General features: G+C 38.7%; 15 protein-coding genes. 7 read left to right on the forward strand and 8 right to left on the reverse strand.

Annotation, left to right across the window (positions count from 1 at the left end; all coding sequences use genetic code 11):
* Positions 1–90: 90 nt before the first annotated feature.
* Positions 91–654, reverse strand: coding sequence for a DUF5366 family protein (locus tag ACFCYJ_RS15765; protein WP_376074880.1), 564 nt, complete (start codon positions 652–654; stop codon positions 91–93).
* Positions 655–807: 153 nt separating this feature from the next.
* Here ACFCYJ_RS15765 and ACFCYJ_RS15770 point away from each other — a divergent pair, with 153 nt between their 5' ends.
* The 7 genes from ACFCYJ_RS15770 to mnhG are packed head-to-tail and all read left to right on the forward strand — an operon-like array spanning position 808 to position 6,566.
* Positions 808–3,222, forward strand: coding sequence for a Na+/H+ antiporter subunit A (locus ACFCYJ_RS15770; protein ID WP_376074881.1), 2,415 nt, complete (start codon positions 808–810; stop codon positions 3,220–3,222).
* Positions 3,209–3,631, forward strand: coding sequence for a Na(+)/H(+) antiporter subunit B (locus tag ACFCYJ_RS15775; protein WP_376074882.1), 423 nt, complete (start codon positions 3,209–3,211; stop codon positions 3,629–3,631). Before ACFCYJ_RS15770 ends, ACFCYJ_RS15775 begins: the two co-directional genes overlap by 14 nt.
* Positions 3,631–3,972 (forward strand): Na(+)/H(+) antiporter subunit C, encoded by a 342-nt coding sequence (locus tag ACFCYJ_RS15780; protein WP_142510534.1) that lies wholly within the window; start codon positions 3,631–3,633, stop codon positions 3,970–3,972. Before ACFCYJ_RS15775 ends, ACFCYJ_RS15780 begins: the two co-directional genes overlap by 1 nt.
* Positions 3,965–5,452 (forward strand): Na+/H+ antiporter subunit D, encoded by a 1,488-nt coding sequence (locus ACFCYJ_RS15785; RefSeq protein WP_376074883.1) that lies wholly within the window; start codon positions 3,965–3,967, stop codon positions 5,450–5,452. Before ACFCYJ_RS15780 ends, ACFCYJ_RS15785 begins: the two co-directional genes overlap by 8 nt.
* A gap of 4 nt (positions 5,453–5,456) precedes the next feature.
* The gene (locus ACFCYJ_RS15790; protein WP_376074884.1) at positions 5,457–5,936 is read left to right on the forward strand and encodes a Na+/H+ antiporter subunit E; all 480 of its coding nucleotides are present in this window, start codon (positions 5,457–5,459) and stop codon (positions 5,934–5,936) included.
* A complete protein-coding gene (locus tag ACFCYJ_RS15795) occupies positions 5,933–6,214 on the forward strand; it encodes a Na(+)/H(+) antiporter subunit F1 (protein ID WP_376074885.1) in 282 nt (93 codons plus the stop codon). The genes ACFCYJ_RS15790 and ACFCYJ_RS15795 overlap by 4 nt, the downstream gene beginning before the upstream one ends.
* Entirely contained in the window at positions 6,198–6,566 is a 369-nt protein-coding gene (mnhG, locus tag ACFCYJ_RS15800) for a monovalent cation/H(+) antiporter subunit G (RefSeq protein WP_132361712.1), read from the forward strand. The genes ACFCYJ_RS15795 and mnhG overlap by 17 nt, the downstream gene beginning before the upstream one ends.
* Positions 6,567–6,637: 71 nt before the next feature.
* Here mnhG and cysC read toward each other — a convergent pair whose 3' ends face one another.
* The 7 genes from cysC to ACFCYJ_RS15835 all read right to left on the reverse strand — a co-directional run bounded on the left by cysC (position 6,638) and on the right by ACFCYJ_RS15835 (position 14,408).
* Complete coding sequence (gene cysC, locus ACFCYJ_RS15805) at positions 6,638–7,231, reverse strand: adenylyl-sulfate kinase (protein ID WP_376074886.1); 594 nt, start codon at positions 7,229–7,231, stop codon at positions 6,638–6,640.
* A complete protein-coding gene (gene sat / locus ACFCYJ_RS15810; RefSeq protein ID WP_376074887.1) occupies positions 7,228–8,367 on the reverse strand; it encodes a sulfate adenylyltransferase in 1,140 nt (379 codons plus the stop codon). The genes cysC and sat overlap by 4 nt, the downstream gene beginning before the upstream one ends.
* 119 nt (positions 8,368–8,486) lie before the next feature.
* Entirely contained in the window at positions 8,487–9,551 is a 1,065-nt protein-coding gene (locus tag ACFCYJ_RS15815) for a sulfate permease (RefSeq protein ID WP_376074888.1), read from the reverse strand.
* 12 nt (positions 9,552–9,563) lie between these two features.
* Positions 9,564–10,265: a phosphoadenylyl-sulfate reductase gene (locus ACFCYJ_RS15820; RefSeq protein WP_376074889.1), complete on the reverse strand. Its 702-nt coding sequence runs from the start codon at positions 10,263–10,265 to the stop codon at positions 9,564–9,566.
* Between the two features lie 436 nt (positions 10,266–10,701).
* A complete protein-coding gene (cysI, locus tag ACFCYJ_RS15825) occupies positions 10,702–12,423 on the reverse strand; it encodes an assimilatory sulfite reductase (NADPH) hemoprotein subunit (RefSeq protein WP_376074890.1) in 1,722 nt (573 codons plus the stop codon).
* Positions 12,424–12,445: 22 nt separating this feature from the next.
* Positions 12,446–12,634, reverse strand: a complete 189-nt coding sequence (locus ACFCYJ_RS15830) for a hypothetical protein (RefSeq protein ID WP_376074891.1) — start codon at positions 12,632–12,634, stop codon at positions 12,446–12,448.
* Positions 12,621–14,408: an assimilatory sulfite reductase (NADPH) flavoprotein subunit gene (locus ACFCYJ_RS15835; RefSeq protein ID WP_376074959.1), complete on the reverse strand. Its 1,788-nt coding sequence runs from the start codon at positions 14,406–14,408 to the stop codon at positions 12,621–12,623. Before ACFCYJ_RS15835 ends, ACFCYJ_RS15830 begins: the two co-directional genes overlap by 14 nt.
* Positions 14,409–14,489 lie beyond the last annotated feature (81 nt).

The raw sequence follows: 14,489 nt of genomic DNA on the forward strand, positions 1-14,489 counted from the left end.
CCTGAGTGAAATTCATCACTCTAGGGCTGCTCCTTTCCTCATGTAACGTTCCTATGTAGTTGGATAAATACTTAAGGTAAACCGAGGCATTTAATGTGCAAACGGTAAGCTTGCCAAGATGCCATTATACAATTTTAAAACAACATAAATTATTAGTGATAATAGTATTGTCCACATAAATAGCTCAAATACTAGTAAGCCAATCGTTCCACCCATCGACATAAAATGACTCATTTTATAAATAAGGTAAATAAAGTAGATAAAAACGGTTAAGACAAAAATACCTACTAAAACGTAAATAAATTGAATAGCGAAGGCAGAACATATTGCACCAACTAATAATATGATGTATCCGCCTCGTGCTTGATGAACTGTCGCACCATCATTATCCTTTGAGAAAAATAACATTCCAAGCTCATGAATCGTTTCCCCTACTAATTTTAATGCTGAAAATAACATGAAAAAGATCCCAGCAAAGACAATTAGTAAAAAAACACGGAGCTCGAAATCGGATAAAAACTCCCGCATGCCAGAATATACTCCAATGGCATGAAAAACTTGCAACGATTCACTTACAGCATACATACCAAACGTCAAACTAAATAACAAAATTGTAATTAATGGTAGATAACCATAGATATAAGGGTTTTTCATAAAAATTTTTTCCTCTATTTTTTTTGATAACTTCCTATTTATAATATATCCAAAATTCTTCCACTATCGCAAGCTAAATCCTATGAGTGCATATGCATTCATACAAGAAGTGCGTTATAATTAACCTACTTACCTGCATAAAGGAGGATTTTTTTGTTACAAGTACTTTATATTTTCATTCCAATGCTTGCTGCAATTTTTGTGCCTTTTTTATATAAACGCATTAAAAATATTCACACAGGCTGGTTTGTTCTTGCAGTCCCTGCTACACTCGCGATTATTTACGCCTCTTATATCGCAAAAGTAGCAGATGGTAAAGTATTTCTTGAAGAGCTTCCTTGGATTCCATCGCTTGATATTTCCGTCGTTTCTTATTTAGATGGACTTAGCTTGCTATTCTCATTGTTAATTACAGGAATCGGCTCATTAGTCGTACTTTACTCTATTTTTTACTTAGACAAACATAAAGAAAAATTACATAATTTTTATGTTTACTTATTACTATTTATGACCGCAATGCTAGGAGTAGTACAGTCAGATCATTTAATTACTCTGTACTTCTTTTGGGAGCTAACATCCATTTCATCATTTTTACTGATCGGCTACTGGTATTCTCGTGATGCCTCCCGTTTTGGTGCACTTAAGTCGATGATGATTACAGTCGGTGGCGGCTTAATGATGTTAGGGGGATTTATCCTTCTGTATTTAATGGGCGGAACATATTCAATCCGTGAACTTATTGTCATGGCACCTTCTTTAGTGCAGCATCCAATGTTCACTTGGTCACTCGTTTTAATACTTTTAGGGGCATTTACAAAATCTGCACAATTCCCATTCTATATTTGGTTACCAGATGCAATGGAAGCACCAACACCAGTTAGTGCATACCTTCACTCTGCAACAATGGTTAAAGCAGGTATTTATTTAGTTGCACGCTTTACACCAATTTTCGCTGTTTCTGAACTTTGGGTATGGCTCGTTACAGGCGTAGGTATCGTAACGCTATTCTGGGGTTCGTTCTTTGCTGTCAAGCAAACAGATTTAAAAGGAATCCTTGCGTTCTCTACAGTGAGTCAGCTTGGACTTATTATGTCATTGCTCGGCGCTAGCGCCTTAGCATTTCATGGCAATGGGGCAACAGATACGCTTAAATTTGCTGCCTTTGCGGCGATCTTCCACCTGATCAACCATGCAACGTTTAAAGGGAGCTTATTTATGATTGCAGGTATTGTCGATCATGAAACAGGTACACGTGATATTCGTAAGCTCGGTGGCTTAATGAGTATTATGCCGCTTAGCTTTACAGTCGCGGCAATCGGAAGCTTATCAATGGCCGGTCTACCGCCATTTAACGGCTTTTTAAGTAAGGAAATGTTTTTAACTGCAATGCTTGCACTGCAAAATTTTGAACTTTTCGGTTTTGATACTTGGGGAGCGCTCTTCCCAATTGTCGCTTGGATTGCAAGTATTTTCACATTCATCTATAGCTTCTATTTTGTTTTTAGAACATTTACTGGTAAATATACACCAGAAAAATTACCTCATAAACCACACGAGGCACCGATTGGCATGCTAATTTCGCCGATGATTTTAGCAGCATTAGTCGTAACAATATTCTTTATTCCGAACCTAGTTGGGGATACTTTTGTAAAGCCAGCCGTACAAGCTATTCAGCCATTCTTATATGATTCACCAAAGGATATTGATATTCATGTGGCGGCTTGGCATGGTGAAATTACACCTGAATTACTCATGACATTTGGCATAGTAATCGTTGGGTTTCTATTGTTTGTAGCATTACCGAAATGGCAGGGTATTTATCAAAAATTCCCACGTTCTTTAACATTAAATAATGCATATGACAAGATAATGCTTGGATTGGACGTTGGGTTAAATCGTGTATCTCGTCTTTATATGACAGGCTCTATGCGTCATTATCTGCTATATATGTTCAGTAGTATTGCAGCGATTGTAATCGGTTCTTTATTTGTGAAGAATGCCTTTACAGTCTCCTTCCAAGATACTGCACCTATTCGTCCTTACGAAATCATTTTAGTGGTGGTTTTAGTCATTGGAACATCCATTACAATTTTGGCCAAATCTCGTTTAACAGCCATTATTGGACTTGGCGCTGTAGGCTATACAGTAGCATTATTCTTCGTTATTTTTAATGCTCCTGATTTAGCATTAACACAGCTTGTCATTGAAACGATTTCTGTTGCGTTATTTTTACTAGCGTTTTATCATTTGCCGAAGCTTGGAAAACGAGAAGAGCGCATGAGATTCCAATTAAATCGCGCGATAGTTTCCATTGCTGTCGGTGTTATGGTTACGCTTTTAGCACTGTCTGCACATTCACAAAAATTGATTCCAACTATCTCGAAGTATTATGAGGAAACAGTTTATTCAAAAGCCGGTGGTGGAAACATTGTCAATGTAATATTAGTAGACTACCGTGGCTTTGATACATTATTTGAAATTACTGTGCTAAGTATTGCTGGAATGGCCATTTTAGCAATGATCAAGCTACGCATGAATAGAAAGGAGAAATCGCATGAAAACAAATGATGTCATTATACAATTTACAACAAAGATTGTATTCTTCATTATTTTCTTCTTCTCCATTCATATCTTCCTTGCTGGTCATTACACACCTGGAGGCGGCTTTGTCGGTGGACTTTTAACATCGAGTGCGATCGTACTCTTAGTCCTTGCCTTTGATTTAAATACGGTTCGTAAGGTTTTACCAATAAATTATACGTATTTAACTGCAATTGGCTTACTACTAGCTCTAGCAACAGCCGCTTTCCCAATGTTTGTAGGTAAACCGTTTTTCACACATTTCTTTGATAATTTCGATTTACCGCTTCTAGGCAAACAGTCATTACACACGGCTATGCTTTTTGATAGCGGTGTCTATTTGGTTGTTGTCGGCGTTACGATGACCATTATTCAAACGATTGGAGAGGATGAATAATGGAAATAATGATGGCGTTTGTCATAGGCTTTTTGTTTATGGCAGCGGTTTATTTAATCTTATCCAAAAGCTTATTGCGTATTATTATCGGGACAGGTCTTTTAAGTCATGGTGCTCATCTTCTCATTTTAACGATGGGCGGGCTTGGTGGAGAAGCACCACCTGTTTTAAAGGAAGGGGCTAAAACATTTGCAGACCCATTACCACAGGCGCTTATTTTAACAGCGATTGTTATTAGCTTTGGGGTAACGGCGTTCTTCCTTGTACTTGCTTACCGTTCTTACCAAGAGCTCGAGACAGATGATATAAGCTTAATGAGAGGAAGTGATGAGGATGAATAACTTCCTTCTACTGCCCATTATCATTCCTTTTTTCTTCGGCATGATATTGATGTTTGGGCAAAAAAACTTAAAATACCAGCGTTCATTCGCATTACTAGGTATAGGGCTCGCTCTTATATCAGCCATTTCACTGCTTATTAAGGTGAAGAATGACGGTATACAAAAGGTGACATTCGGGGATTGGCCTGTGCCGTATGGTATTACGATGGTTTCAGATATGGTGTCAGCACTGCTTGTCACAACTACGCTACTTATTACCATCTTTGTTGTATGGTATGGCTTTGGTTCCATCACAAAGGAACGTGAACGCTTCTTCTATTATCCTGGGATCATGTTTATTTTAACTGGGGTGAACGGGGCATTTACGACAGGCGATATTTTCAACCTTTTCGTGTTCTTCGAGGTATTATTAATGGCCTCTTATCTACTTATTGTTCTCGGCGGTGAAAAAGGACAGCTTAAAGGTTCCATTAAATATATTTTAATTAATGTTATTTCATCTGCATTATTTGTTATTACTGTTGCCTTCCTTTACTCTGTAGTAGGCACATTAAACATGGCAGATATTGCAGTAAAAATTGCTGACATTAATCAGCCTGGTATTGTTACGGTTATAGCTGTACTATTTTTAATGGTATTTGGGTTAAAAGCGGCTATTTTCCCGCTCTACTTCTGGCTTCCAACTTCTTATGTGGCGGCACCAATACCAGTGCTAACGCTATTTGGTGCACTATTAACAAAGGTTGGCATTTATGCGATTACTCGAACATATACATTGTTCTTTGTTCATGATTTATCATATACACATGATCTACTAATGGCATTAGCAGTTGCAACAATTATTGCGGGCTGTATTGGTGCTCTTGCCTATCACGATGTGAAGCTCATCATTATCTATAATATTGTCATTGCTGTAGGTGTTATTTTATTCGGTGTATCTCAAATGAATGAAATCGCCCTAAAAGGTGCCATGTTCTATTTAATTCATGACATGCTTATAAAAGCAGCGCTCTTTATGTTAATAGGTATTGTGATTTACATTACGGGCACATCCGATTTGCGAAAAATGGGCGGTCTTATGAATAAATATCCTGCTCTCGGTTGGTGCTATTTAATTGCAGCATTTGGTTTAGCAGGGATTCCCCCACTTAGTGGCTTCGTTGGAAAGCTGTTGATTGTACAGGGAGGATTTGAAGCAGGCAGTAAATGGAGTAGTATTTTTATTTTAGCTTCATCACTTCTCGTTTTATTATCGGTTATTCGTATTTTCCTTTATGCCTTCTGGGGTGAAGAAAAAGAAACAACGGGTACTGTCGATAAAAAAGTCTACTATACACTATTTGTGCCTACAGTTCTTTTAGTGCTCATTACTGTAGCGTATGGTGTAGGCTCTGAATGGATTACTCCATTTATGGACGATGCGGCAAAACTATTAAGTGATCCATCTATTTATATAGATGCTGTAATGAAGGAGGATTAGAGATATGGCATTTCAAATTATTTTAAATGTTGTACTTGCCTTCGTTTGGATGTTCCTTTCTTCTAATTACACAGCAACAGGCTTTATCATTGGGTTTATTCTCGGTATTATATTGCTCATTATGATGCGTAGATTTTTTACTACCCGTCTTTATGTCTACCGCATATGGGCAATCATTAAACTGACGTTACTCTTTTTAAAGGAGCTAGTGTTAGCGAATATACAAGTTCTTCAAGTGGTCTTAAAGCCTAAGTTGGATATGCAGCCTGCATTCTTTGCCTATCCGACTGTTTTAACAGAAGAATGGGAAATTACTTTATTATCAAGTCTTATTACGTTAACACCTGGTACAGTAGTAGTGCACGTATCAGACGATGCAAAAACTTTGTATGTACATGCTATTGATATGAGTGATGTCGATGAAGCGATTACAGCAATTCGAGATTCATTTGAGAAAGCGATTTTGGAGGTGAGTAAATCATGACAACGTTTATTATTGCTTCGATTGTAGTGATTTGCTTATCGATGGTTGCAGTTATTTATCGAATGGTTAAAGGACCTTCTGCATCCGACCGTGTGGTAGCATTGGATTCATTGGGTGTATCAGTCATCTCACTAATTGCACTGTTTTCAGTATTGGTTGAAACAAGCTTCTTCCTAGAGATTATATTATTGTTAGCGATCTTATCGTTTATCGGTACTGTTGCTTTCTCTAAATTCATAGAGAAAGGAGATATCATTAAACGTGACAATTCTCGCTAATAGTTTAGTTATCTTTTTCATTTCTGTAGGGGTGCTATTTATTGTCGTGACAGCCATTGGTCTTGTCCGTTTACCTGATTTGTACACACGTGCCCACGCAGCTTCTAAAAGTGCCACGCTCGGTGTTATGTGCGTGCTCATTGGTGTATTCTTTCACTTCTGGCTTATTGAAGATCACTTTAATCCCCGCATTTTGCTTGGTATACTGTTCCTGTTCATCACAGGTCCTGTTGGAGGGCATATTATGACTCGCTCCTCATACATTGCTGGCGTAAAGCCTTGGAAAGGCACAATACACGACGAGCTTGGTCCTGAAATTGATCGGATGAAAAAGGAACAAGGCATTAAATAACTTTGATACAAACACAAAAATAATCTGCCCGATTTTAATTAATAAATCGAGCAGATTTTTTATATTTCTACTTAAATATACCCTTTGGAGAATAAAATACTCGTTAGCTGATCAACACATTTGTCTATGGAGTAATTTTCTGTATCTAAAATAATTTCTGGACGTTCTGGTTCCTCATATGGCGCACTAATACCCGTAAAGTTAGGAATTTCCGCATTACGTGCTTTTTTATAAAGACCTTTTGGATCACGCTTTTCACACGTTTCAACAGAACACTTCACATAGACCTCTATAAATTCTCCTGCTTCCACAAGCTCACGGACAACTTGACGATCTTCTCGGTAAGGTGAAATAAAGGCAGTTAGAACAATTTGTCCATTTTCCACAAAAAGCTTAGATACCTCTCCAATACGTCGTATATTTTCCTTTCGACCAGCTTCATCAAATCCTAAATCCTTATTTAAGCCATGGCGAACATTATCACCATCTAAGACAAATACTTGATTGCCACGTTCAAAGAGTCGGCGTGCAAATGCATTCGCCACAGAAGATTTTCCAGATGCTGATAAACCAGTGAACCATAAAATAAAGCTTTGATGCTTGTTTTGTATACGACGCTCCTCTTTCGTAATAGACGCTTCGTGCCAAACGATGTTTGAACTCACTTTATTACCTCCTGACGCATTCCTTTAATTAATACATCCACAACCTCTTTACGACTAAATGTACTTGGAGGCACTTCGCCATTACGCAACATCTCACGAACCTTAGTACCCGATAAAATGACATGCGCCGAGCTTTCATGTGGACAAGTTTTCGTCGTTGCCATGCCCTCACATTTGTTGCAATAGAAGCTATGCTCAAATTTTAATGGAATAATTCCTAATTCATCTTCTGTAAATTGTTCAAAGATTTTTTGTGCATCGTATGTACCATAGTAATCACCAACACCTGCATGATCACGCCCAACGATAAAGTGCGTACAGCCATAATTTTTTCGTACAAGTGCATGGAAAATAGCTTCCTTTGGTCCTGCATAACGCATTGCAGCTGGAAACACCCCTAATTGCACACGATTTTCAGGATAATAATTTTTTAGTAAAACTTCGTAACTTTCCATGCGAATTGCAGCTGGAACATCGTCTGATTTCGTTTCTCCAACTAGTGGATTTAAAAATAACCCATCAATTGTTTCAAGTGCTACCTTTTGAATGTATTCATGCGCTCGGTGCACAGGATTTCGTGTTTGGAAGCCAACAATTGTTTTCCAGCCCTTTTCTGCAAAAAGCTGGCGTGTTTCAAACGGATCAAATGAATAGGCTGGGAACTTTTTCTCTAGACGTTTTACTAATGTAATTTTTCCGCCCACATAAATACTTGGACGTTCATGCAACTTTTTAACACCAGGATGCTGTAAATCCTCCGTGCCGTATATTAACAATGCCTCTTTCCGTTTATTTGGCTCATAAATATCAGCAATTTCAATAACGCCATAAACAGTATCACCATATACTAATTTTGCCTCATCACCCTGCTGCAATGTTGCCGCTACATCCTTTGCTATAGGTAATGTAATCGGAATACTCCATACCACGCCTGACGCTAAACGTGTATGTTCAACAACTGACTCATAATCTTCCTGCGTTAAAAAACCTTCAATCGGACTGTAACCACCGATAGCAATTAACTCTAAATCACTAAGTGCAATGGCATCAAGCTCAATAACTTTATTTATATGCGTTATATCCTTCTCTGGATTAAAGGCTTGCACTAATAGTCCACCATGTGGTTGTAAACTCATTACAATCTCCCCCTAATTTTATTGAATTACTCAGTTTTATATTTAAGTTTATTTGCATATTGATTGGATAGACTGGGTTCAAAATGTGATCGGCTTTCCCTCAAAAGTAATTCGGGTATTTAAATTCCTTCACCCGCATCGTATATTGAGCGCTCTTCTTCACGCATTGTTCGCATTAAGCTAATGACACCCAGTGTTCCAACAATAATACTGCCAATTAATACGATGGTATAGAAATCTTTTTCTAAGAATAGCTGTACTAAAAAATAAGAAATGGCTAAAGAAAAGATTGGCGAAACAATCCAAATACGGATTATTTTTTTCACAATGTACTTATGGAAAATTTGTTTCCCGTTTTTGGCCAACCCCATTCCGATAATCGAAGAGGATGTTACTTGTGTTAATGGCACGGGAAGCCCAAAGATAGAGCTTATACCGACTAGTAGTGCACCTGTACTCGATATTAGTATCCCTTCTGCCTTCTCAAAGCGCATAATTTTTTTACCGTTTGTTTCAAGCACTCGTTTGCCAAGGAGCATCGCACCAAGCGCTACAAATATCCCGCCAAGCGATATTCCAGTTGTTACACTTATCATTCCTGCGCCAACAAGAGGTCCAACTGCATTTGCTACGTTATTCATCCCTGCTGAAAACGCTTCGAAAAATCCAGCAAACACAAGGAGGATCGTTAATATTAAATGATCTTTTAACAAGCCCTTGACTCGTAATTTATACAGCCACTTCCCAAAGACAAATGCAATGATAAACGCTACGATTGGCACTATTATCCAAAATGATATGATAACAAGTAATGACTTAATATATAGCACTTTATAGGCAATCCCTACACCTACAACTGCGCCTACTGTCACTTCACTCGTCGATAATGGGATGCCTAAAAGATTGGCGAGAAATAGTGAGCTTGTCGCAGAAATCAAAATAATAATGACAACCTTTACTGTAATGTACTCCTGTGGCATTATGCCGGAGCTGATTGTTTTTACTACCTCTCCACCTCCAAGAACTGCCCCAGAAAAAACACCCACTGAGCAAATGAGCAATGCTTGCCAAGCTTTTTTGATGGCACCTGCTCCGTAAGCAACTCCCATTGAGGCTGCCGCTCCACTAGCACCTATATTCATCGCAAAAAATAAACTAATTGCTATTGCTACATTTTCAAGCATGGCAAAACTCCTTTATTCATGTAATCCACACTCAGTTTTACCAGACCCTTGCCATCTGCCTGAACGCAAATCATCCATTGTAAATGCCGGTTTTGTACAGTGCTCGCAGCCGACGCTTGGATAGCCTCTGTCATGCAATGGATTGTACGGTAAACCATGCTTTGAGACATAACGCCAGACATCTTTCCATGTCCAATGAATAAGTGGACAAATTTTAATGGACTGAAATTTATCGTCATGATTGATAAAGTTCGTATTTTGCCGGGTTGGTGATTGTTCACGACGTAAGCCTGATATCCAAGCCTTTGCGCCCGCCAACGCTTCATGTAACGGCGCAATCTTGCGAATTTCGCAGCATTTATTTGGATTGGAATTCCATAATTCATCGCCATATTGAGCTGCCTGTTGTTCGAGTGTAAGTGCTGGTTTTTGCATAATAATGTTAAGCTGCGGATATTTTTCTTTTACTTTATCAATCGTTTCATATGTTTCCTTAAAATGAACATCTGTATCTAAAAAGATAATCGTAGCATTAGGCTTCACCTTTGAAATAAGGTCAATCAAGACAATTCCCTCAATCCCAAAGCTACATGCATAGACGATTTCCTCACCATATTCAGCATAACTCCACTGTAAAACCTCCAGTGCAGCCTTATAGGTTTCGTCTACCTGAAAATTCAATGTTGGCTCATGCCAAGTTGCATATGTTAGCATATAATCCCCCTTGTAAACGAAAAGAGGCGTTCTAACAAAAGACATAGTGTAAACATGTCTTTGTTAAAACGCCTCTAGTTTGACTAGCCAGCTTATTATTTAATGATTGTTCACTACCTCGTTCTACAATCATTTTTCTTATTACCAAATATATACTAAAGTACACCTAGTAGTCAACTAGGTTTTCAGGAATTTGTTGAATAAAATATTGATCAGAAGATTTAGGATTTTTCCATAATCAATTAAGCCTCGGCATAATTGCGTTCGATGGTATTAGGTCAACAACTGTTTTTTATGCTAAAGCGCAGTGTTGCTGTCGCTTCGCTTTCGCACAGATAAAACCGTGTTGCTGTCACTTCGCTTTCGGTCAAAAGACAATTGCTGAAAGAAGTTAAAAGACCATATAAGCAGACAAGTTTGCTACATGACTACTATTTTATTTTTGATGAAAATCTCGTCCGTCGTACACAGTTGTTACATAATCGGCACGAATAACAAAATCTCCAAAATGCTCTCCCTCTAGACGTTCCTTTGCATAGTGCAGAAGGATTGTACGAAGCTCCGCCAATATCTCCTCCTCACCTATATTTTCACGATATATTTTATTGAGACGATCACCAGTAAAGCTTGCTCCTAAATACATATTATATTTCCCAGGACCTTTACCGATAAAGCCAATCTCAGCCATTGCTGCGCGCGAGCAACCATTCGGACAGCCTGACATGCGAATAACGATTTCTGTATCGTTTAAGCCTGCTTCATCGATGATTGTTTCAATTTTTGTAATAAGAGAAGGCAGGTAACGCTCGGCTTCTGCCATGGCTAAACCGCATGTTGGTAATGATACGCAAGCAATCGAATTTCGGCGCAATGCAGAATAGTGCGCTCCATCTGTAAGGTTATATTGCTCAATAATAGCAGCAATTTTTTTCTTCTTTTGCGGCGTTACATTACTAATCATTAAATTTTGGTTTGGCGTTAAGCGGAAATCACCTGTATGCACCTTCGCAATTTCACGTAATCCTGTTAAAAGCTCATAATTTTCAAAGTCCTTAATACGACCATTTTGAATAAATAATGTATAATGCCATTGACCTTCTGCACCTTTAATCCAGCCAAACTCATCACCCGTTCGATTAAAAGTAAATGGACGAGCCTCTTGGATATTCCAACCTAGACGACGAGTTAGTTCTTCGTTAAACCATTCAAGTCCTCTTGCATCAATTGTATATTTAAAACGTGCATTTTTACGAACCGAACGATTCCCATAATCGCGCTGAATCGTCATAATCTTCTCCGCTGTTTCCAGTAGTTTATCAGGTGTGATAAAGCCAATTATACGAGCAAGCTGTGGGTATGTTTCATGATCGCCATGTGTCATGCCCATTCCTCCACCAACAGCTACGTTAAAGCCTACTAGCTTATCCTCCTCAACAATTGCTATTAACCCTATATCTTGTGAGAATACGTCCACATCATTACTTGGTGGAACCGCAATACCAATTTTAAATTTACGCGGTAAATATTGCGCACCGTATATAGGTTCAACTTCTTCATCCTGACTATCAACTACCTTTTCACCATCTAGCCATAGTTCATGGTAAGCTCGTGTTCTAGGTAGTAAATGCTCACTTAATTTGGCAGACCAATTATAGATTTCCTCATGTAATGCGGATTGGTTTGGATTCACATTACACATCACATTACGATTGACATCTCCGCAGGCTGCAAGAGAATCTAATAACACCTCATTAATTTCCTGCATATATTTTTTAACATTCCATTTTAAAATGCCATGCACTTGGAATGCCTGACGTGTCGTTAATTTTAAGGAGCCATTACCATACTTTCTCGCCATTTCATCCATTACTAGCCATTGTGCTGGAGTTGCTGCTCCGCCCGGTGTACGTACACGCACCATAAATTGGTAGGCAGGCTCAAGCTTTTGACGCTGACGTTCGTTACGAAGATCGCGATCGTCTTGTAAGTAACTACCATGGAACTTCATTAGACGGTTATCATCCTCTGGAATACCTGAGCTTAATGGATTGTTCATCGTACGCTCTAATGTTCCGCGTAGATAATTACTATCGGTTTTAATACGTTCTACATCACTAGGATTCCCTGGTTGTGGAGGTAGAATAATTTTTCCTGTCATTTGTTATCGCTCCTTTAATCAATTATGCCTCGGCGGAATTGCCGCTGTCGCTTCGCTTTCGCGCAGAAAACACATTTTGTAGCTGTCGCTTTGCTTTCGCTACATAAAACATTTGCCGCTGTCGCTTTGCTTTCGCTACATAAAACATTTGTAGCTGCCGCTTTGCTTTCGCTACAGAAAACACTTGCCGAAAGAAGTTAATAAACGTCACGTTGATAGCGTTTCTGCTGTTTTAGCTCATTGACAAAGGCTTTAGCTTCCTCTGGCGTTTTTTGTCCCTGTTGTTCAATAACGCGATGGATTGTTGCATCAACATCAGCCGCCATCAATTTTTTATCGCCACAGACGTAAATAACAGCTCCTTGCTCTAGCCATTCATAAAAAGCAACAGCATTTTCCTCAATTTTATGTTGAACATATATTTTTCTATCTGTATCACGTGAGAAAGCTACATGCATTTGACTTAGTGTGCCTGAAGCAAGCCAACGCTGCCAATCCGTTTGATAAAGGAAGTCTGTGACAAAATGTTGATCACCCAAAATTAGCCACGCTTTTCCTTCGACGCCTAATTCCTCACGCTCCTCCAAAAATGCACGATACGGGGCTACACCTGTGCCAGCACCAATCATAATAATCGGTGTGTCCTCATGCTCTGGTAATCTAAAGTTCGGATTTTTATGAACATATATCGGTAATGTATCACCAATTTGAATACGCTCTGCTACGCTACCAGAGCAAACGCCAAGACGTTGACGTCCATTCGTCTCATAGCTTACTTTCCCAATTGTTAAATGTACCTCTTCACTATTTGCCTTTTGACTACTAGCAATGGAATATAGACGTGCTGGAATTTTACGTAGTAAATCTACAAATTGCTGCGCATCCCATATAAATGGTGCGAAGTCTTCCACAACGTCAAGTAAATCTCTTCCTTTTGCATAGTCCTTCCAAGATTCCGAGTCTGCAAGTAGCTTGGTAAATTCCTGATGGCCCGTATAGGCACCAATTTTTTGTAACAATGGCTTAGACAACACTGTAATTTCTAGTTTTTTTTGCAATACATCCTTTAATGGCAGTGTTTCCTCAAAGACGCTTACCTCAATTTGTGGATCAAACTGTAACGCTGTGATTAAAGCATCGACTAGCTTTTCATCATTTTCCGGTTGAATACCGATACTATCTCCTGGTTCGAAATAGAAACTTGCACCTTCGATGGATAATTCAATATGACGTGTTTCTTTATTTGATCCTCTGCCGTTTAAATTAATGTTTTCAAGTACTTCAGCATAAAACGGATTTTTACGAGAATATGTAGTGTCTCCTTGTGCTGTTTTATTTTGTGTAGTCGTTATATCAGCTACATCCGTCTGTTGCAGCAACTCCTGCTGAACAGCTGAGAACCAATGGGTTGCCTCGACATCATAATCTACATCACAATCTGTGCGCGGTACGATTCGAGTTGCTCCTAACTTTGCAAACTGTTCATCAAAATCCTTTCCTGTTTTACAGAAAAATTCATAGGAGCTATCACCTAAGGCTAGCACTGAATAATGAAGCTGCTCTAACTTAGGAGCACGTTTGCTATGCAAAAATTCGTAGAACTGTATCGCTTGATCAGGTGGATCCCCTTCCCCATGTGTGCTAACAATGAGTAAAAGATTTGTCACCTTTTTTAAATTATTTGGTTTAAATGTTGCTAACGACGAAATTGTTACGTCCACATCATTATCTTTCAAGGCTGAGGCATATTTTTCAGCTAACCCCTGGCTATTGCCAGTTTGTGAACCATATAAAATCGTTACTGTTTTGGTGATTGTTTTTACTATCGGCGTTACTTCTTCGACAACAGGATCAATAGTTACTAGTGGTGCACTTAAAAAGCCGTTTAACCAAATCCTCTGTTCTCCTGTTAGTTTAGGGAGCAGCTCATTTAACAGCTTTACCTGCTCCTCATTAAATGGACTGTTTACTACTTGCAGTTTCAACCTTGCCACCTCACGTATTCGTATCATTTTCTTCTCTTGATAATTTGTCTGACAAAACGATTGCTGAAAAAAGATCAATTA

The organism is Lysinibacillus sp. NPDC056232 (assembly GCF_042267565.1).
Classification (GTDB): domain Bacteria; phylum Bacillota; class Bacilli; order Bacillales_A; family Planococcaceae; genus Lysinibacillus.